Below are 18,777 nucleotides of genomic sequence, written 5' to 3' on the forward strand. Positions count from 1 at the left end.
TAGCTTGTGCCCATGGCAAGCGAAGCAACCACTGTCACTGTTCCTGGTCCCGATGGCCCTCGGGAGGTCCGGATTTCCAGTCCAAGCAGGGTGATGTGGCCCGAGGCGGGACTGACCAAACTGGACCTCGCCAACTATCTCATCGACGTCGGAGAGGCGTTTGTGGCCGCCAACGGAAGCCGGCCCGTCAGCCTTCAGCGCTACTCGGGCAACATTGAGGGCGAGATGTTCTTCTCCAAGAATCCGCCCAAGGGCGCACCGGAGTACGTCCGTTCAGTCCCGGTGACCTATCCCAGTGCCCGGTCGCATCCGCAGCTGGTCATCGACGAGCCTGCGGCGGCCGTGTGGGCGGCACAGATGAATACGGTGGTGTTCCATCCTTGGGCGTCGCGGGCCGGCGATCCCGATAACCCGGATCAACTGAGGATAGACCTCGATCCCCAGCCGGGCACCGACTTCGACGACGCCATCCCCGCCGCGCAAGAGCTCCGGTCCGTTCTGGAAGAAGCCGGATTGACGGCGTTCATCAAGACATCCGGCAACCGGGGACTCCATGTCTACGCACCCATCCACCCCAAGCATGAATTCCTCGATGTACGCCATGCCGTGATTGCCGCAGGACGCGAATTGGAGCGCCGTCAGCCGGACAAGGTCACTACAGCGTGGTGGAAGGAGGAACGCGGGAGGCGGATCTTCGTGGACTTCAACCAGGCAAACCGGGACCGAACCATCGCCGGCGCTTACAGCCCCCGCGCCGTGCCCACGGCGCAGGTGTCCTGCCCGCTGACGTGGGATGAACTGGAGAGCTCCGATCCCGCGAAGTACACCATCACCACAGTCCCGGACCGTCTGGCGAAGACCGGCGACCCCTGGGCGTCCATGCACGATCACCCCGGTGATATTGACGTGCTGCTCCAATGGTGGGAGCGGGACGTCAAGAACGGCCAGGGCGAGATGCCTTTCCCGCCCGAATTCCCCAAGATGCCGGGTGAACCCATGCGCGTGCAGCCCAGCCGGGCCCGCAAGCCCGAGGAATAAACCGGGAGTCTGCGTGCCGCGACGTCAAGGTCAGGGGTTAACGAGCCTCGCACTTGCGTGCGGTTTGTTTCTGTGTGGATGCACCGGCACACCTAGCCCCCTGCCGCCCCTGCCCACCACGCCGGCACTGCCTCCGGTGACGGCAACGGTGGCACCCACGACGACGGCCCCTCCTTTGGTGCCGACGGTCACCGGAACACCAACTGCGCTGCCCACGGACACCGCCACATCTTCGCCGGCCTTTCAGGAGCTCCGGGCCACCTTGGAGCTCTTCTCCCGGGAGAAACTGGAGGAGGGCGCCTCAGCGGTGCTCATCAAGGCCAAAGTTGGCCGGCAGGAGTGGATCAGCGCAGCAGGATTGAGGAGCCGGGAAGCGCGCACGGCCGTCCAGCCCGGCGACAGTTTCCCTGTGGGTGGGCAGCTCCGGTCCATGGTGGCTGTGTCCATCCTCAAGCTCGCCGAAGAGGGCCTGTTGACGTTGGACGACGCCGTCACCACCTACCTGCCGGGTTCCCTTGCTGCGGGCAACCCACTCACCATCGGCCAACTCCTGGGAATCACCGCGGATCTCCCGGACGTGACGTCTACCCAGGCCGATGCCTTGCTGGGACGGGTGGTGGAGCAGCTCCGTGGTTCTCCGCTGGAGGCTGTCCTGCGGGCCGACATCCTGACGCCCCTGGACCTCGGGGCCACCGGGCTGCTGGCCCCCGGCTCCACCGTGCCGGATGACCTCGTCCACGGCTATATCCAGGTGAGCGGGGAAACGGTGGACGTGACGTTTCCCTCGGCGCCATCAGGGGTTGCACCAGGAGGCCTGGTGTCCAGCGTCGGGGACATCAGTACCTTTCAGGACGCCTTGCTGAGGGGACGGTTGCTGGCGCCGGCAAGCCTCATCACCATGAAGGGCACGGTGTTCGCCGAGTACGGCCTTGGCCTGGACCATTGGGACGACCGCTGCACCAACGGCTCCTACTATGGCCATGCCGGAGATGTTCCAGGCTACGGAAGTGTTGCCCTCAGCAGCGCCGACGGCAACCGCCAGCTGGCCATTTTCGTGGCCTATCCTCCGCAGCCTCTCGTGAGGCAACCGTCCGCGCTTTCCCTGGAGATGACGGGTGTTGCGCAGGTGGCCCTGAACTCAGGCTGCCGCTTCCAGTTCCGCTGAGCGCCTTCCAGGCATCCACGCGGCTACTCGAAGCGCGAAGTATCGCCCATTCCACGACGAACAACCTCGGCCACTCCGCTGGAGAAGTCGATCACGGTGGTGGGCTCTGAGCCGGTATCGCCGGCATCGATGACGCCATCCACCTGGTTGTCCAGGAGCTCCTTGATTTCCCAGCCCTGGGTCAACGGTTCTTCCTCATCCGGGAGCAGCAGGGTGCTGGAGAGCAAAGGCTCGCCGAGTTCGGCCAACAGCGCCTGGACTACCTTGTGGTCGGGAATGCGCACGCCCACGGTCTTCTTCTTGGGGTGCAGCAGCCGCTTGGGGACTTCACGCGTGGCCGGGAGGATGAAAGTGTAGCTGCCGGGAGTGACGGCCTTGATGCTCCTGAAGATGTCGTTGTCCAGCATCACGAACTGACCCATCTGGGCAAAGTCCTTGCACACCAGGGTGAAGTGGTGTTTGTCGTCCAACTGCCGGATGGTCCTGATCCGGTCCAAGGCTTCCCTGTTGCCGATCTGGGCTCCCAGCGCGTAGCAGGAGTCGGTAGGGTAGGCGATCAGCCCGCCGCCTTGGAGCATATTCACCACTTGGCCGATGGCGCGTGGTTGTGGATCTTCCGGGTGAACGTCAAAGAATCTGGCCATGGGAAGAGCCTACGACAAAGCTACGACAAGACGTCCTTGCTGGAGAATTTGGCGTAGGCCAGCGCGCCGCATACTGCAATGTACCCGGCCTGGAGAAGCGCGTTGTCGCCGAACGATGTCCAGGAGATGGGTTGCCGCAGCAGATCCGCGAAACCCAGCCAATGGTGGCTGAAGAGCCAGGGGTGCAGCCATTCAAGTTGGGGGAGATTATCCAGTACTTGCGAGACCACCGAAAGAACGATGGTGGCTGCCATGGCTCCCACCGGGACGTCCGTGAACGTCGAGATCAGCAGCCCGATCGCGGACAGTCCCAGCAGCGACACCGTGATGTAGCCAGCGATCAACAGCGATCTCAAGGCAGACTCACCCACGGTGATGGTGTCACCGGACAGGAGGGTCACCGGCCCCACAGGGAAAAGTACGACGCCGGCCAGGGCGCCGGAGGCTGCCACAGTCGCCGTTGCGGCGAAACAGAAGGCGACGGCACCCGCATACTTCACCAGCAGCAGGCGGATCCGTCCTGCGGGAGCCAGCAAAAGGTACCGCAGGGTTCCAATGTTGGCCTCTCCCGCGATGGTGTCTCCTGCCACCACGCCAACGGTCAGTGGCAGGAACAGCGGAACGCATACCACCAAGGCAGTCACGGCCACGAAGAGACCATTCTGGGTGATGCGATCCAGGAAAAGCGGTCCCCGCCCGGGCGTCGCTGGCCGGGACGACAACTTCACAGCCACGGCAATCAGCAGGGGAACTACGGCCAAAGCGATCAGCATGGCCCACGTGCGGAGCCTGCGGAACAGCACGGTTAGTTCAGAGCCCAGCAGCGCCCATCCGATTCCGGGCCGGACAGCGGCCGAGGTGCCGTGCGCAGCAGGTTCAGCCGACAACGTCGAACCCCTCTCCTGTCAGTGACACGAAACGTTCTTCGAGGCTCGCGTTTTCCACGGCGAAGCCTCGGACCCGGACACCCTCGGCCACCAGTGAGGCCACGATCATTTCGGGTTCCAGGCCATTGAGCCCAGTTCCCAACAACGCTGTGGTTCCCCAAGGGCTGCCGGTACCGGGAGCTTCGCCGGGAACCAGTCCCAGCCGGGCAAGGACGCCGGCGGCACGTTCGACGTCGGGTGTGTGGACCACAACGTGGGCCTGCCCGGCGGAACGCAGCTCTTCCAGGGGACCCTGGGCAACCAGCCGGCCGGCACTCATCACGCCCACGTGGGTGCACATCTGTTCCACCTCAGCCAGCAAGTGGCTGGAAACGAATACGGTGGTCCCGCCTGCGGCCAGGGCACGAACCAGGCTGCGCACCTCGCGCGTGCCCTGCGGGTCCAATCCATTGGTTGGTTCGTCGAGGACCAGCAGTTTCCGCGGTCTCAGCATGGCGTTGGCCAGGCCAAGGCGCTGTTTCATACCCAGGGAATAGGCGCGGACTTTCTTGCCTGCGGCGTGGCCAAGCCCCACCCGCTCCAACGCCTCGTGGACGCGTTGCCGTCTGGTGGATGAGGCGGCATGGCGGTCGGCGGTGTCCAGGCGCATCAGGTTGCCAGTTCCCGAAAGGAACGGATAGAAGCCCGGCCCCTCCACCAAGGCGCCGACATCCGGCAGCACGGACGCCAGCGATTGGGGCATCTCCTGGCCGAGCACGCGGATGTCGCCGCTGCTTGCCGAAGCAAGGCCCAGCAGCACCCTGATGGTGGTGGTTTTTCCCGAACCGTTGGGCCCAAGGAAGCCGAAGACAGAGCCCTGGGGGACCGCCAGATTTATCCCATCAACGGCGGGACGGCGACCGAAGCGCTTGACCAGGCCGCGCGTTTCTATGGCGAACTCAGTGGGTAAGGATTCGCTCACTGGGCGGCAGCGGCTGACTGGAGCCGTTCCAACGGCACCATGCCCGCATAGACGCGGCCGTCGTCGAGAATCAGGATACTGACCAGCGACGTCGTCATCGCGCGGCCACCGGCAATAGGTTCCAGCGCCTGGGACAATTGGGGGCTGGAGGTGAGCTCTGCCGGGGCAGAGCCTGCCGGCAAGGCAACAACGGACTCCCAACCCTCACCGGTCACGGTGGGGCGGGGCAGGTTGAGCTCCGGGGCATCCTGCGCAGTGGGCGTGCCGGGAGCGGCCATGGTGGGAACCGGCTTGGCAGGGAGTTCCTTCTCCGTCACAGTGGCACTCGGTGGCGGGGTGAACTCGAACAACGCGGCATCCGGTGTGGACAGGTTCAACTCGGTGAAGGCCAGTGAATACGCGGGGTCGGATTGACCCTTGGCCCGTACTTCAACACGCAGGGGCAGGCCGGTGTCAGCATCGACGTCGATCGCCACGGACTCAACCAAGGTGGTGGTGCTCCGGGGATTTAGGCTGAGCCGGTACGCGCCGCGGCCGGCAACCGAGGAGGAATCACCAACGGACACCTCGGTGCTGTCATCAATGGCCGCCAGGAAACGGCCGGCCATGGCCTCGGGCGTGGGCAGGTCCCGCGAGGACATGTCCGGTGAAGGCGGGTCGGATGGGGAAGTGGGTGGAAGCGACGGCCTGGGGCCCGCAACGGAAGGGACCTCGACTGGAGTTGGTTGCGGCGCCGTTAAATGCTTGGCGCTGTTGTCCGCAGAGTTGTAGAACCAAGCGTCGCGCCCGTTGATCACCACGTCACGCTCGGCCATGCGGTCCATGATCTGCAATCGGGCCTTGGAGGGACCGTCGACGTAGACCCGGGCTGTGTGCGAGCCGGTCAAGAACTCCAACGCCGAGGCCGCCCCGGGGGCAATGCCTGGGCCCGCCGCGGGGATTTCCGGCAACCCCAGTGCGGCTGTTTGTTCTACGGTGCCGGGCAACGCCCGAACCTCTGTGCGGGCCATCATCGCCAGGATTTCGTCAGCGGTCTTGGCCGGGAGGGAAACGGTGGCACCGGCTTGGACCGAGCCGAACGCGGCAGCCATCGCGATTACAAGGGCGATCACGCCGGCAGGCAGCCATCGCTGCTTGGACCGCGCCAATGTCACCAACCACCGATCGTGAAAGGCATGAACCCAGACTACTCCGGTTACCCGCGCGGATCACCTGTCTGCGATCAGGCCTTGATGAGTTGGCGTGCCAGTTCCACCGCCCCGTGGACCGGGGTTTGGGAGAGAATCCGAATCGATGACGGATCTTCCAGGGACACCTTCCGGGCAACGGAGCCGGCGAGTTGGCTGTGGTTCACCAGTAAGCTGCCGGCCATGACCAGCGGCAGGTCAAGGCCGAGCTCTCCCAGTACCTGCCTGGCCAAACTTGCCAGATGGTGGGCGGCCTCAGCCTGAATCCGCACGGCTGCGGAGTCGCCTTCGGCCGCGAGTTCAAGGACCAGCGGGGCCAGCGTCGCCCAGTGGTCCGGCTCCGGCTTCGCGTAAAAGGAATCCATGAGCTGCAAGGCGTCCACATTGGCCGTCGCTGCCATCAGCGCCCGGACCAAGGTGCCGGGTTCCAGCCCTGCATAGTATTCCCGAAGGGCTTCACGGACGGCGTCACGGACCACGGAGTAGCCGCCGCCCTCATCGCCCAGCAAGTAGCCATAGCCGCCACTGCGGGCTTCCAGCCCGTCTCGGTTCCTGCCCCAGGCTACCGAACCGGTACCAGCCACCAGGACGACTCCGGCGTCCAGGCCGGCTGCGGCGAGGACGATGCGCGTGTCATGGACCACCTCGATGCGGGCGCCCGGGAAGTGTTCAGTCAGGAGTGCGGACAGCACAGCCCGGCTGGACGGGGTGTCGGCGCCGGCAGCTCCAGCACACACGGCTTCGATTCCGCTGCCCACGCTCGCGGCGATCCTTCGCAGAACTGCGTCGGCTCCCTGGTGGCCCACTGAGGAAAGGTTGGCGCTCGCTTCGGTGATTTCGACACCTCCGCCCTCCGCGTGGGTTCCGTCCCAGCGCACGGCATGGGTCTTGGAGCCGCCGATGTGAAGGCCGAGGACTGCAGGCCCGGAACTCTTCCCACCGTTTTCATGGAACTGCTGTATTTCCTCCAACGGACGTCCCTTTCGTTTCCTGCTTTGTCAGGTCAGCGTGGTCCACGAGCCCAGTTCACATTGGCATAGACCAATTGTGTTGTCTACAAGTAGGATGTCCAATATGCCCACAGACGTCGCGCCGGGAACGCCGAAGTACTACCTCCTCAAGACTGAGGTTCTCGGGCTCATCGCAGGCCTCAAGCCAGGAACGCTGATCCCCACCGAACGTGCACTGGCCGGTAAATACGGGACGTCACGCACCACTGTCAGGCAAGCGATCAGCGAACTGGTGGCCGAGGGCAAGCTGGGCCGCATCCAAGGGCATGGAACGTTCGTGGCCCCGCCCAAGGTAACCCATGTCAGGCAATTGACGTCCTTCTCCGATGACGCCCGCAGCCAAGGGCTGCGGCCGGATTCCAGGGTGCTTGGCCTTGATGTGATCGGGGCCGATTCCGGCGTCGCAGTCCAGTTGGGACTTGAGCAGGGGGATCCTGTGACAAGGCTCGAACGCATCCGGTTGATTGAAGGGGAGCCTTTGGCGCATGAGGTGGCCTGGCTTCCAGGCAGGCTGCCGCGCTTGAAGTCCAATCTGGCTAAAGCAGGTTCGCTCTATGCTGTACTGGCCGATGTCTACGGCCTCCGCGTCGCCGACGTCGAGGACACTGTGGAGACGGCCTTGGCTGGGCCGGAAGATGTCCGGCTGCTGGGGATCGGGATGGGCGCGCCACTGTTGGTGGTCCACCGGCTGGCCCGCGACGCCAATGGCGCCCCGGTGGAATGGACGCGCAGTGCGTTTCGTGGTGACAGGTTCCGGTTCGTATCCCGCGTGAAGTCGGGAGGCTGAGGTGGCCAACTCGTCCTCGGGGGAATCAATTATCAGGCGGCTGGTCCGGCTGGTGGGAGCGTTCGACGACGCCCACCTCACCATGAGCGTCGCCACCTTGGCCCGGCGTTCAGGGCTTCCGGTGACAACCACCTACCGCCTTGTGGATGAGCTCCTGCATGAAGGTTTGCTCGAGCGCGAAGCCAATGGCGAGGTGCGGATCGGCACCCGGCTGTGGGAGCTGGTCTCCAGGAGCTCACGCATGGTGGGCCTCCGCGAAGCTGCCCTGCCCTTCATGGAGGACGTGCAATCGGTGGTCCAGCACTCCACCACGTTGGGGATCCTGGATTCCGATGAGGTCCTCTACATCGAGCGGATCGGCTCCCGGGACTCCATGGTGGACATCACCAAGGTAGCCGGCCGCCTGCCGGTCCATGGAACCTCGTCAGGGCTGGTACTGCTTGCCTACTCGCCCTCTGCCTACCAGGACCTGTTCCTGTCGCGCACGCTGGAGAAATTCACCGATGCAACCCTGACCCAGCCCACTGACCTGCGCCGCCACCTGGCAAATATCCGGCAACAGGGGTTTACTTCCATGCCCGGAATCATCGTTCCGGAATCCAGCGGAATCGCAGTCCCCATCTTCGGCCGTGCGAATACAGTGGTCGCCGCCCTGAGCGTCGTGGTTCCAAGAAATGAAGAAAACGTGGCAGCGCGGGTGCCGGTCCTGATGACGGCGGCACGCGGCATTTCACGTGCGCTGGGCTGGCGGGGAGAGCTCAAGGGAGCTGTCCGGCAGAGCAACGGAAGCATCTGATTCCCGTTCATCGGTAACCCTGTGGTTCCACTCACAAGCGCGCTGGCAGAGTGGAACCCAGCAGGGCATCACCGCCCACCATCCACCCACTAAGGGCCCCCGGGGCCCTGTTCTGTGCTGCCCTGCGTCGTATGTGGGTTTCAGCAGCCGCAACGCCGCGGCAGGAGGAGTTGGTCATGGATACAGCAACGCAGGCAGGGCAGACGTCCGTCAGCGGACGGGTGAACGGCAAGGTAGCCGTGGTCACCGGAGGCAGGGGAGACCTTGGCGGCGCCACGGTCCGCCTGCTTGCCCGCCACGGAGCGACAGTCGCCAGCCTTGACCAGGCAGGTACATCCGCCACAGGAAGCCACCCAGGGATCACTGAGTACGACGTCGATGTCACCAACGAAGCCAGCGTCGCCCAGGCCGTGAAGCAACTGACCGCTGACCTCGGCGCACCGGACATCCTTGTCAACGCAGCCGGAATCATCGGTCCGGCAGGTGCCAGCCACACTGCCAGCATGGACGAGTTCAACCTCATCTTCGACGTCAACGTCAAAGGCGTGTGGCTCCTGACCAAGCACGTTGTTCCGGCCATGATCGCCAAGAAGGCCGGCAGCATCATCAACTTTTCCTCCATCCACGGACTGACCGGCGGCCGCAACGTCCCGCTGTACCACGCCACCAAAGGAGCCGTCCGGCTCTTAAGCAAGTCTGACGCTGCGGCTTATGGCGCCCACGGAGTCAGGGTGAACTCCATCCATCCCGGATCCATGAACACCCGGATGAGCAGGCACTCGGCAGAGCAGTCGGACATTGGCGCGGAGGCCTATTACCAGCAACTGGTGGGCGGGAACCCGCTCCCGCGCCAAGGCGAACCGGACGAGATCGCCTACGGAGTGCTGTATCTGGCCTCCGATGAGTCCCGGTTCACCACCGGATCCGAGCTGGTCATCGACGGCGGTTACACGGCCGTCTGACGCCCACCCATCCATCACGCCCTATGAGAGGTACCACCATGAAATTCCTGAACGGCACACCCTCCGATACCTATGACGTCGTCGTCGTCGGTTCAGGCGCCGGAGCCCTGACTGCAGCCGCCACGGCCGCACGTGCCGGTAAGTCCGTCGTCGTGCTTGAAAAGACCGAACTGCTGGGCGGCACAACCGCCGTCTCGGGAGGCATGTTATGGGTTGCTGACAACCATCATGCCCGCGAAGCCGGGCTGAGCGACTCCAAGGAAGCAGCAGCCCAGTACGTCCGGGCCGTTGCCCGTGGCCGGAGCCGCGAAGAGCTTCTGGATGCGGCCCTGACCTACGGCGACACCATGCTTCGCTTCACCGAAGACGAATGCGGAGTCCGGTTCATCTTCCTGGACAACTTTCCGGACTACCGGCAGGACCTGCCCGGTTCCGTGGAGGGCGGCAGGACTGTTGAACCCGCGCTGTACAACATTCGTGAAGCGCTCGGCGGCCTCGCCGCCCACGTCCGTTCCGATGGCCGGGCCCCCTTCACCATGCAGGAGTACGAGACCTGGGGCGCTTTCACCAGGTTTCCGTGGGCGCAACTGCACCAACGGCAGGAGCAGGGGCTGGTGGCCAAAGGCCAGGCGCTGGTCTCCATGCTGTTGGCCAGCCTGGTCCGGGATGACGCTGCGCTGGTGGTTGGCGCCCGTGGGCATCGGCTGCTGAACGACGGCGGCAGGGTAGCGGGCGTGCAGCTGGCGTCAGGCGAAACCTTCCATGCCAACGACGGCGTGGTTCTCGGCACGGGCGGTTTCGAATGGGACAAGGCACTGGCTGACTCACTGCTGGCCTCACGCCTGTACATCATGTGCTCGCCGCCCTCCAATACTGGCGATGGCCTTAAGATGGCCCAGCGGGTCGGGGCACAAACCCGGGGAACGCGGGAAGCCTGGTGGGCCCCCATGTCCATCACGGGAGACACGCGGGATGGTGCACCTGTTGGTACGCTTCTGCGCTTTGAGCGGCAAGGGCCGGGCTCGCTCATGGTCAACCGTCACGGCCGGCGGTTCGCCAACGAATCCCAGAACTACAACGACCTCGCACGCTGCCTCCAATCATGGGATTCACCCAACAACCAGACCCTGAACACCCCTGCACACGTGGTGTTCGACCACAGTTACCTGGAGCGCTACGGGATCCTCGCGCACCGAGCCGGACAACCGACGCCGGCCTACCTGATGGAGGCCCCCACGTTGGCGGAACTGGCCGCGAAGATCGGTGTCCCTGCCGACAACCTGGCTGCCACCGTTGAACGCTTCAACCACTATGCAGTCAGCGGCGAAGACCCTGACTTCGGCCGCGGCGAAAGCGCCTACGACAAGTACTGGGGTGACGACGACTGCCCGTGGCCCAACCCATCCCTGGGTCCGCTGCAATCCGGCCCGTTCTATGCAATGGAGGTGGTCAACGGCGCCTTTGGCAGCAACGGAGGCGTGGCCACTGATGCCTTCGCACGGGTACTTGACGTGGACGGCGAGCCCATCCCCGGCCTGTTCGCCGCCGGAAACACCACTGAGAACGCCTACGCTGCAGGCTACCCCGGGGCGGGTGCCACCTTGGGGCCCATCATGACCATGGGCTACCTGGCGGGCCGCACCATTGCGGGCGAACCGGCAGAGTACACAGCGGCGGGGTATTCGGGCGCAGCAGCAGGAGTTGAAGCATGATTCGCCACACGGTGCTTTTCAAGTTCAAGGCCGACTTTCCCGAGGCGGACAAGGCTGCTTGGCAGGAGGGCCTGGACAGGATGAAAGGCAATATTCCCGGGCTTCTGGAGCTTACGCACGGGCCGGACGTCCTCCAGCAAGAACGTTCCTTCGACTACGCCATTGTGGCTGACTTCAGGGCCGTGGAGGACCTCGAGGTCTACACCACGCATGCGCTGCACGAGCCGCTGAAGAAGTACTCCTTTCCCAACAGCGAGCAGATCATCGCGGTGGATTTCGCGCTCTAGTTTGGCGCCGTGCCGTGCCGTGCCGTGCAGTGCTGAGCAGTGCAGGGGCGGCTGGTCAGGCCACGGTAGCGCCGGCAGTTTCCTTCAGAGCCAGGCGAACAAACTCCGCACTGGGCTCCGCAAAGGCGGCAACTGTCCGCCTGAACAGTGCCGTACCTTCGGCCCCGGGCCAGTCCTCCGGCAGGAAGGCGACCGGCAACCCGGGGTCGAGGTACGGGATGATCCGCCATCGGTCAATGCACTGCACATAGGTGGCGAAAGCTTCAGCAGAAGGCTCCACCATCCGGCCGTGAGGCGTAGGAACAGCAGCTCCGTTCGCACTGGCCGGACCGTGCTCACGGATAAAGTCCCTGTGCAGCGCGGCCACTGCTCCCAGGTCCCACCACTTGGAGGCTGCTTCCCGGAGGTTGCCGCCAACCATGGGTGTTTCCGTCACGAAGATCGTCGCCATGTCCCGGAGCGACAAGTCCGTCAGGATTTCCTCTACTTCTCCGCGCAGTGAATCGGGGCAGATCCACAAACCGGCCGCGACGGTCCCGCAACCGATCCAGTGGAGCCGGCGCCGCAGCTGGTGCCGCTTTTCGCGTTCCGTCTCGGGAATGGAAAACGAGAGCAGGCACCAGGGATCCGACGGTGACATGCTCCTTGGGTTGTAGATACGGCGGTCACCGCGCGCCAACATGGTGGCAGCCCCTTCCGTCAGTGTGAAACCGGGAACCCCTGCCCGCGTTTCCTGCAGCACCACGTCCTTTTTGCGCAGCCGGCCCAAGGCAGTCCGGGTTACTGTTCCGGACGTGCCAAGGGCCTCCATGAGTGCCACGATGTCCTTGGCGGACATCCATCCGCCGGCGTCGCGAAGATACAGGCCGATGACGGTACGCAGCAACGACGTTGTACTCCCCGGGCGGGAGTCCATGTCATCGAGGACAGCACTCATTTCCGGCTCACTGCAATTCGGAGAGTGCGTCGCGGATGGCTGCCACTCCCAGTTCAACTTCGGCAAAGCTTGTGCTCAACGGTGACAACCCAATGCGTAGGCCGTGCGGAGGGCGGAAATCGGGGATGACGCCCTTTTCCCAGAGCTTCGCCGTCACGTCTGCGAACAGTGGGTGGTCCACGGTGATGTGGGATCCGCGCTCGGCCACATTGCGCGGGCTCACGATTTCTGCGCCCAGGGGCACCAGGAGCTCCTCGGAGAGTGCGATTGCGTACTCGGTGAGCTTGATGGACTTCTCCCGGACCGCGTCCATCCCTACGGAGGCAATCAGTTCCAGCATGTCCTTCATGGGCTGCATGGCCAGCACGGGAGGAGTTCCCGTGATGAACCTGCGCATCCCCTGCGCGGGGCGGTAGGCATCCGTCATGCCAAAGGGATTCTCGGCACCCATCCAACCCCAGATGGGTTGCTGCAGACGTTCATGCTGGGACGCGTTGACGTAGGCGAAGGCCGGCGATCCGGGGCCACCATTGAGGTACTTGTAGGTGCAGCCCACGGCGATGTCCACGCCCCACTTGTCCAGCTCCATGGGCACGGATCCTACGGAGTGGCAAAGGTCCCAGAGCATCAGGGCACCTGCCTGGTGGACTTTGGCGGTGATCCCCTCCGCGTCGGCCAGGAAGCCGGACCGGTAGGCAACATGGCTGAGGACCACCACGGCGGTCCGCTCGCCCAGCAGGCCGTCCAGGTCCTCCGCGCGCACACCGCTGGCAGGGTTCGCAGCGATCCACTTGATGCTCGCTCCGCGTTCCGCGGCAATGCCCTCGATGATGAACCGGTCTGTGGGGAAGTTGTCGCGGTCAATGATGATCTCATCCCGGCCAGGCTGGGCATCCACTGCTGCGCGGATCATCTTGTAGAGCATGACGGATGTGGAGTCGCCCACGGTGGTCTGACCGGCGGCAGCGCCCAGTGTCACCTCGCCAATACGGTCTCCCACGGCTGTCGGCTCATCCATCCATTGCTCATCCCACCCCCGGATGAGGCGGCTGCCCCAGGCCTCGTGCACAAACGACTCAAGGTTTCCTGCCGTGGCTTTCAACGGACGTCCCAGTGAGTTGCCGTCCAAATATGAGGTGAGCTGGTCGGCGTCGGGCGCGTAAAAGGCTTCGCGCTGGGCGGCGAGGGGATCAGCGGCATCCAGCTCGGCCGACGTTGGCCGTTGGGTTTGCTGGGCTGTTGTCATGGTTTCTCCTGCGGAAGTGTTGGGCGACGATGCTGGACGGTTGCCTTGGTGCTTAGTTGCCGATTTCGGTACGTACGGCGTAGAGCTCGGGGAAGAAGGTCAGGTCCAAGGCGCGCTTGAGGAAATCCACGCCGGAGGATCCTCCGGTGCCCACCTTGAATCCGATGGTTCGTTGAACCGTCCGCAAGTGGCGGAAACGCCATGCCTGGAAGTTGTCCTCAATGTCCACCAGGTCTTCGCAGGCTTCGTAAAGGCCCCATGGGGTGTCGTCCGACTCGTAGATCTTCTGGAAGATCGGGACGAGGTCCTGACGGAAGGTCCATGGCTCACTGGTGTCCCGCTCCAGAATGTCAACGGGGATGTCGTAGCCGGCGCGGGAGAGAACTGCCAGGAAGGCGTCGTACAGCGTTGGCTCTTCCAAGAGCTTGCTGAGCAAAGCGTGAGCCTCGGGTTCGCTTTCGAAGACGCGCAGCATCCCGCGGTTCTTATTGCCCAGCAGGAATTCAACACCCCGGTACTGATAGGACTGGAAGCCGGACGAGCTGCCAAGGAACCCGCGGAACTGGGCGTATTCACGTGGCGTCAGCGTCCCCAGGACCGACCATTGCTCCGTCATGGTGCGCTGGATGGCCTTGACGCGTGCGATGCACTTCAGCGCCTTGCCCAGGTTGTCCACGTCAAAGAGCCTGCGGGCTTCCAGAAGTTCGTGAAGGACCAGCTTGAGCCAAAGCTCGCTGGTCTGGTGCTGGATGATGAACAGCAGCTCATCATGGTGCTCCGGCTCGCTCAGAGGATGCTGGGAGCTGAGCAGGTGGTCAAGGTCCAGATATCCGCCGTAGGACATGGCATGCCGGAAATCGGTGCGGACGGTGTCCTCGATGTCGCGGACGCTGTGGGCGGAATGGACTGTGGGCTTTTCCATGGCTTGAGATTATCACTTCCATGACGCACGTCAAGGTTTTGATTTCTGGACTGCGATGGATCCCGGTCCCGTAGGCTGAAGCACAACCATTGGGGAAGGGAAGTGGAGATGGATAGTGGGGGAACGGCTTCCGCGCACGTGTCCATTTACTTGGACGTCGACGGCGTGGTGAACCCCTTCAGTCCGGTGGGAACCACCGATTGGGGTGGTGAATGGACCACCGCAGACGCCGGCATCCTGGAGGTTTCCTTCGCACCGGAACTTGTGGCCGGTCTTAATGACCTTGCCCACCATCCAGCTGCGCGTTTCGTGTGGCTGACCACGTGGGAGCGTCTTGCACCCGAGTTCCTCTGCCCGGCTATCGGCCTCAAGGGGGAGGACTGGCCAGTACTGTCCAGCCAGGGCTGGGACCAAAATCCAGAGTGGTGGAAACTTGCCGCCCTCCAAAAGGACCTGGCAGCCACTGGCCGCCAGCGGATCGTGTGGCTCGACGACCAGCTCAGCCGGGAATCCGATGCCCGGTCCTGGGCTGAATACCAGCAAGACCGTGTGCTTTGCATCTCACCTGATCCCCGTAAGGGACTGTCCCCGAGCCACCTTGCAGCGGTACGGGAGTTCTTGGGCTGAAGCGGAGCCCGCGCACGTTTGTCCGCGCACTGGATGCCACGTAGGATTCTTAAGGTTTCAAGCCCGCCAGAGTGAATCCCGCAAGCCGAGTCAGTTGAACAGTTGCTGAACTATGCTGTGGATGGCAGGTATGGGGAAGTGAAACTGCTGAACGTCGTCGACTCTGCAGATTGGGCAACAGGTGGATATCACCTTCATGGTCGCGCTGGTAATAGCGTTGGCCCTATTCTTTGACTTCACCAACGGATTTCACGACACCGCCAATGCGATGGCCACGCCTATCGCTACGGGGGCGATCAAGCCCAAGACGGCCGTTGCCCTGGCCGCCGTCCTGAACCTCGTCGGCGCCTTCCTCTCCACGGAAGTGGCCAAGACCATTTCCGGCGGACTGATCCGGGAAGGTTCGGACGGTATCCACATCACTCCGGACATCATCTTTGCCGGACTTATGGGCGCTGTCCTGTGGAACATGGTCACCTGGCTCAAGGGCCTCCCGTCGAGTTCCTCGCACGCCTTGTTCGGCGGCCTGATCGGCGCAGCAGTGGTGGGCATTGGATTCCACTCGATCAATTTCGAGACCGTGCTGCAGAAAGTGATCCTGCCCGCCATTTTCGCGCCGCTGATTGCCGGCCTGGTGGCTTACATTTGTACCCGCCTGGCCTATGCGCTGACCTCGCGCCACGATCCCGAGACCGGTGACAAGCTCACGCAGAAACGCGGGGGCTTCCGCACCGGACAGATCTTTACCTCCAGCCTTGTCGCACTGGCACACGGTACCAACGATGCCCAGAAGACCATGGGCATCATCACCTTGGTTCTTATTGCAGGCGGTACCCAGGAACCGGGCAGCGGCCCGCAGTTCTGGGTGATTGCGGCATGTGCCTTCGCCATCGCCATCGGAACCTATGCAGGTGGGTGGCGCATTATCCGCACCATGGGATCCGGCCTGACCGAGGTCAAGCCCGCCCAGGGTTTCTCAGCTGAAACCAGCACCGCTTCGGCCATCCTCGCTTCGTCCCACCTCGGCTTTGCCCTGTCCACGACGCAGGTCGCTTCGGGGTCCGTCATCGGCTCGGGCCTGGGCCGCAAAGGCACCTCCGTTCGCTGGGGGACCGCGGGCAAAATCGCGTTGGGCTGGCTCTTTACCCTCCCGGCGTCGGCCATTGTCGGTGCGCTGACGGCGCTCTTGGTGAGCATCGGCGTCGTGGGCGTCATCATCGCGGCAGTTGTTGGAACAGCAGCGGTGCTGTTCATGTTCGTAGCCTCGCGCAAGTCGCATGTGGGCCACCACAACGCCGTCGAGGTTGAAGAAGCCGGCCATGCCGTCCGGTTCCGCAAGAAGAAAAAGACCCGGAAGACCACCCAGAACGAGGATGTGCAGCGATGAAATGGTTGGAATTGCTGCAGGTAGCAGGCGTTACTCTCGTGGCAGCCGTGACGCTGGTGGTCCTTTATTCCCTGGGAGTCCGCCTCACGGCCATCGCCGGTGACGCCCAGCAGAAGTCGCCTGCCCTGGTGCGGTCCCTGGCGTTCGTTTGCTTTGGCGTGTGCGCTGCGGCCGTGCTGTTCGGGATCTACCTGATTGTTCCCTACTTCGGAAAGTAGCAGCCTCTCTGGCAGTCAAGGGCTTTCGGGAGAATAATCAGCAGTGTAGTTATGCACATAACTGCGTGGTTGTGATCCGGCAGATGCGGGGCTGTCATGAATTGCCCATCCCAAAGCCATCTCATCCGACTGGCCCTGGTTCCGGTCTTGATGCTGGGCCTCTCCGCCTGCCTTCCGCCCGCTGCCGACGGTGGCGGAACACCCGCCCCGGGTTCCACCTCGTCCACGGCTGCCACCCCTGCGCAACCATTACCAAGCACCCTGGGTCCTACTGCCACCCAACCCGTAGGGCCAGCGGGCCCTGGGGCGCCACAGGCAGATGCTCCAGTGGTTCGTTGGGTTCCCGTCGGACCGGTTGGCCCCAACGATCCCACCTCCGGCCAGCGCTATCTTTTGCTCCAGCAATTCCAATGCGATGCCCTGGTGCAGAGCGTGGAGGGCGCCGACGACGCGGCCGTTTGGCTGGCCGGCGCAGCGGTGTGCAAGGCACTGCAGAGCGGGAGTCAGCAGGATTGGCAGCGGGCTTCCATCGCAGTTGCCGCCACGCCACGGATTCCGCAAACCCAGTGTCTTGAGTTCAGGGTGGCCGCCACCTCGGCGTCGCTGCTCGCCCAGCACCGCAGCAATCCCGGCGCCGTCTTCAGCGTGGAGCCGGGACAGGGCGAAGCATGCCCGAGGCAGTTGGTTGGTTTGACGGTGGTCGACGAAGAACTCAGGCCGGTCCCCGGGCTGTCACGCGCTTCCGGGCCCAGTACTGGTGACACAATCGTCCGCTTGGACGGCTACTACGTCCGGGTGGGCGAGGTCCTGTTCGACGGCGTTCCCGTGGATGCTGACTTCGTTGGCGGCAGGGACGACTACCAGCCTGTCTATCTGCGGATGCCCGCCTCAGGTGGCCGGGACTCGATCCGGATCTCCATCACGGACACCGTCGATATTGCCGGAACAGTCACCTTCTTCTACGACGACGCCGGTACGGCCACTGGACCCGCCAAGCCCCCGGAGACTGCAAGCCCGGGCACTGGTTCGCCCGGCGGCAGTCCATCGGCCACAACACCCCCCACTGCACCGCCGTCCAGCGATGCCTCCTCAACGGCTGCGCCGTGAGCGACACTCTGGATACCGCAGGAGCAATCAACAACACGCGCTGGCAACGAACCCTTGAGGTCCTCTCCGTCATCGGTCCGCCCCTAACCGTTGCCACGGCGCTGCTGGTCTACTTTGGTTGGGCCCGCACTGACGCCCAGGCCAAAGCCATGGGCCTTGATGTCAGCCTCTTCGGTTACACAGTCCAGGACTTCGTCCTCAGGAGTATCCAGTCGCTTTTCCAGCCGTTGGCATGGCTTGTGGTCATCGGATTGCTGTGGTTCATGCTGGACCGCGCGGTAACGCGGGTCCTCGAGGCCGGGCGCCACAGAAAAGCGGCCCACCTGACTGCCACCATTGTGATGCTGCTCGGCTTTGCCTATGCAGCAGCGATGTGGCTGGCTATCTCGGCACGTCCCGGCCAGATCGTGCTGTACGCGCCCTTCCTGATCGCCGGGGGATTGGTAGTAGGGGTCTGGGGCCTGAGCGTGCGACGCCGGGCGGTTGAACGCGGGCGGCTTGCGCTGAAGATCACCCCAAGGGCCCTTGAGAGGTCGCTGGTGTTCGTGCTGGTCACGCTGCTGCTGTTTTGGGGCACGTCGGACTACGCGCAGGCACTGGGGCGCGGTGCTGCCCTCGACTACCAGGAACGGTCCGGCCTTTTGCCCACGGCGGTGGTCTACAGCAAGGAACGCCTTGCGGTTGGTGCCCCGAACGTCCAAGAGGAGTCGGCAGGATCGGAGGCGGCGCCGCTGTATCGGTACACCGGGCTGCGCTTGCTGGTAGTCAGCGGCGGACGGATCTTCCTGCTCAACGACGGCTGGTCGCTGGAGCGGGGGCGCGTAGTGGTGTTGCCGGATGATGGCAGTGTCCGCGTGGAGTATGGGAACCCCTCGTCGAACTGACTAGTCTGGGCCA

The 18,777-nt window shown here is 63.8% G+C and carries 20 protein-coding genes; 12 read left to right on the plus strand and 8 right to left on the minus strand.

The annotated features are described in order from the left end of the window. Window positions 1-12: 12 nt before the first annotated feature. Both ligD and RQH14_RS10755 read left to right on the plus strand, forming a co-directional pair. Complete coding sequence (ligD, locus tag RQH14_RS10750) at window positions 13-1,038, plus strand: non-homologous end-joining DNA ligase (protein ID WP_311213247.1); 1,026 nt, start codon at window positions 13-15, stop codon at window positions 1,036-1,038. Between the two features lie 136 nt (window positions 1,039-1,174). After that, on the plus strand, window positions 1,175-2,203 hold the full coding sequence (locus tag RQH14_RS10755) for a serine hydrolase domain-containing protein (protein ID WP_311213248.1): 1,029 nt from the start codon (window positions 1,175-1,177) through the stop codon (window positions 2,201-2,203). A gap of 23 nt (window positions 2,204-2,226) precedes the next feature. Here RQH14_RS10755 and RQH14_RS10760 read toward each other — a convergent pair whose 3' ends face one another. The 5 genes from RQH14_RS10760 to RQH14_RS10780 form a co-directional block, all read right to left on the minus strand. After that, window positions 2,227-2,847 carry an L-threonylcarbamoyladenylate synthase gene (locus RQH14_RS10760; RefSeq protein ID WP_089595019.1) on the minus strand — a complete coding sequence of 207 codons (621 nt, stop codon included), beginning with the start codon at window positions 2,845-2,847 and terminating at the stop codon, window positions 2,227-2,229. 20 nt (window positions 2,848-2,867) lie between these two features. Then, a complete protein-coding gene (locus RQH14_RS10765) occupies window positions 2,868-3,734 on the minus strand; it encodes an ABC transporter permease (protein ID WP_311213249.1) in 867 nt (288 codons plus the stop codon). Continuing rightward, a complete protein-coding gene (locus tag RQH14_RS10770) occupies window positions 3,724-4,695 on the minus strand; it encodes an ABC transporter ATP-binding protein (protein ID WP_311213250.1) in 972 nt (323 codons plus the stop codon). Before RQH14_RS10770 ends, RQH14_RS10765 begins: the two co-directional genes overlap by 11 nt. Then, complete coding sequence (locus tag RQH14_RS10775; RefSeq protein WP_396136295.1) at window positions 4,692-5,843, minus strand: outer membrane lipoprotein carrier protein LolA; 1,152 nt, start codon at window positions 5,841-5,843, stop codon at window positions 4,692-4,694. Before RQH14_RS10775 ends, RQH14_RS10770 begins: the two co-directional genes overlap by 4 nt. Before the next feature lie 74 nt (window positions 5,844-5,917). After that, window positions 5,918-6,853: a BadF/BadG/BcrA/BcrD ATPase family protein gene (locus RQH14_RS10780; RefSeq protein WP_311213252.1), complete on the minus strand. Its 936-nt coding sequence runs from the start codon at window positions 6,851-6,853 to the stop codon at window positions 5,918-5,920. Window positions 6,854-6,956: 103 nt separating this feature from the next. Here RQH14_RS10780 and RQH14_RS10785 point away from each other — a divergent pair, with 103 nt between their 5' ends. The 5 genes from RQH14_RS10785 to RQH14_RS10805 all read left to right on the plus strand — a co-directional run bounded on the left by RQH14_RS10785 (window position 6,957) and on the right by RQH14_RS10805 (window position 11,436). After that, window positions 6,957-7,679 (plus strand): GntR family transcriptional regulator, encoded by a 723-nt coding sequence (locus RQH14_RS10785; RefSeq protein ID WP_396136293.1) that lies wholly within the window; start codon window positions 6,957-6,959, stop codon window positions 7,677-7,679. Between the two features lies 1 nt (window position 7,680). Then, entirely contained in the window at window positions 7,681-8,475 is a 795-nt protein-coding gene (locus RQH14_RS10790; RefSeq protein WP_311213254.1) for an IclR family transcriptional regulator, read from the plus strand. 176 nt (window positions 8,476-8,651) lie between these two features. Further along, window positions 8,652-9,437 (plus strand): SDR family oxidoreductase, encoded by a 786-nt coding sequence (locus RQH14_RS10795; RefSeq protein ID WP_311213255.1) that lies wholly within the window; start codon window positions 8,652-8,654, stop codon window positions 9,435-9,437. 38 nt (window positions 9,438-9,475) lie between these two features. Next, entirely contained in the window at window positions 9,476-11,149 is a 1,674-nt protein-coding gene (locus tag RQH14_RS10800; protein WP_311213256.1) for an FAD-dependent oxidoreductase, read from the plus strand. Beyond that, the gene (locus tag RQH14_RS10805) at window positions 11,146-11,436 is read left to right on the plus strand and encodes a Dabb family protein (protein WP_311213257.1); all 291 of its coding nucleotides are present in this window, start codon (window positions 11,146-11,148) and stop codon (window positions 11,434-11,436) included. The genes RQH14_RS10800 and RQH14_RS10805 overlap by 4 nt, the downstream gene beginning before the upstream one ends. Window positions 11,437-11,491: 55 nt before the next feature. Here the strand turns inward: RQH14_RS10805 and RQH14_RS10810 are convergent, their stop codons facing one another. From RQH14_RS10810 to kynA, 3 genes are read right to left on the minus strand one after another with little or no spacing between them, the layout of a single operon-like run. Then, a complete protein-coding gene (locus tag RQH14_RS10810; protein ID WP_311213258.1) occupies window positions 11,492-12,373 on the minus strand; it encodes a PaaX family transcriptional regulator C-terminal domain-containing protein in 882 nt (293 codons plus the stop codon). A gap of 7 nt (window positions 12,374-12,380) precedes the next feature. Further along, window positions 12,381-13,619 carry an aminotransferase class V-fold PLP-dependent enzyme gene (locus tag RQH14_RS10815; protein ID WP_311213259.1) on the minus strand — a complete coding sequence of 413 codons (1,239 nt, stop codon included), beginning with the start codon at window positions 13,617-13,619 and terminating at the stop codon, window positions 12,381-12,383. A 52-nt stretch (window positions 13,620-13,671) separates the two neighbouring features. Then, window positions 13,672-14,541, minus strand: a complete 870-nt coding sequence (gene kynA / locus RQH14_RS10820; protein WP_311213260.1) for a tryptophan 2,3-dioxygenase — start codon at window positions 14,539-14,541, stop codon at window positions 13,672-13,674. A gap of 108 nt (window positions 14,542-14,649) precedes the next feature. On the opposite strand from kynA, the gene RQH14_RS10825 reads away from it, so the two are divergent. The 5 genes from RQH14_RS10825 (at window position 14,650) to RQH14_RS10845 (ending at window position 18,764) form a co-directional block, all read left to right on the plus strand. After that, the gene (locus tag RQH14_RS10825) at window positions 14,650-15,168 is read left to right on the plus strand and encodes an HAD domain-containing protein (protein ID WP_311213261.1); all 519 of its coding nucleotides are present in this window, start codon (window positions 14,650-14,652) and stop codon (window positions 15,166-15,168) included. A gap of 181 nt (window positions 15,169-15,349) precedes the next feature. Beyond that, window positions 15,350-16,555, plus strand: a complete 1,206-nt coding sequence (locus tag RQH14_RS10830) for an inorganic phosphate transporter (protein ID WP_311213262.1) — start codon at window positions 15,350-15,352, stop codon at window positions 16,553-16,555. Further along, entirely contained in the window at window positions 16,552-16,773 is a 222-nt protein-coding gene (locus RQH14_RS10835; RefSeq protein WP_311213263.1) for a hypothetical protein, read from the plus strand. The genes RQH14_RS10830 and RQH14_RS10835 overlap by 4 nt, the downstream gene beginning before the upstream one ends. Before the next feature lie 327 nt (window positions 16,774-17,100). Continuing rightward, a complete protein-coding gene (locus RQH14_RS10840) occupies window positions 17,101-17,880 on the plus strand; it encodes a hypothetical protein (protein ID WP_311213264.1) in 780 nt (259 codons plus the stop codon). Then, window positions 17,877-18,764, plus strand: a complete 888-nt coding sequence (locus RQH14_RS10845; protein WP_311213265.1) for a hypothetical protein — start codon at window positions 17,877-17,879, stop codon at window positions 18,762-18,764. Before RQH14_RS10840 ends, RQH14_RS10845 begins: the two co-directional genes overlap by 4 nt. Window positions 18,765-18,777: the final 13 nt, after the last annotated feature.

It is taken from the genome of Arthrobacter sp. WCS2018Hpa-7 (assembly GCF_031843805.1).
Classification (GTDB): Bacteria; Actinomycetota; Actinomycetes; order Actinomycetales; family Micrococcaceae; genus Arthrobacter.

Excerpts from the sequence above, each read along its gene's own strand:
- RQH14_RS10815 (WP_311213259.1), bottom strand. The coding sequence starts at position 13,619 with ATGACAACAGCCCAGCAAACCCAACGGCCAACGTCGGCCGAGCTGGAT.
- kynA (WP_311213260.1), bottom strand. The coding sequence starts at position 14,541 with ATGGAAAAGCCCACAGTCCATTCCGCCCACAGCGTCCGCGACATCGAG.
- RQH14_RS10760 (WP_089595019.1), bottom strand. The coding sequence starts at position 2,847 with ATGGCCAGATTCTTTGACGTTCACCCGGAAGATCCACAACCACGCGCC.
- RQH14_RS10785 (WP_396136293.1), top strand. The coding sequence starts at position 6,957 with ATGCCCACAGACGTCGCGCCGGGAACGCCGAAGTACTACCTCCTCAAG.
- RQH14_RS10825 (WP_311213261.1), top strand. The coding sequence starts at position 14,650 with ATGGATAGTGGGGGAACGGCTTCCGCGCACGTGTCCATTTACTTGGAC.
- RQH14_RS10795 (WP_311213255.1), top strand. The coding sequence starts at position 8,652 with ATGGATACAGCAACGCAGGCAGGGCAGACGTCCGTCAGCGGACGGGTG.
- RQH14_RS10810 (WP_311213258.1), bottom strand. The coding sequence starts at position 12,373 with ATGAGTGCTGTCCTCGATGACATGGACTCCCGCCCGGGGAGTACAACG.
- RQH14_RS10800 (WP_311213256.1), top strand. The coding sequence starts at position 9,476 with ATGAAATTCCTGAACGGCACACCCTCCGATACCTATGACGTCGTCGTC.
- RQH14_RS10805 (WP_311213257.1), top strand. The coding sequence starts at position 11,146 with ATGATTCGCCACACGGTGCTTTTCAAGTTCAAGGCCGACTTTCCCGAG.
- RQH14_RS10835 (WP_311213263.1), top strand. The coding sequence starts at position 16,552 with ATGAAATGGTTGGAATTGCTGCAGGTAGCAGGCGTTACTCTCGTGGCA.
- ligD (WP_311213247.1), top strand. The coding sequence starts at position 13 with ATGGCAAGCGAAGCAACCACTGTCACTGTTCCTGGTCCCGATGGCCCT.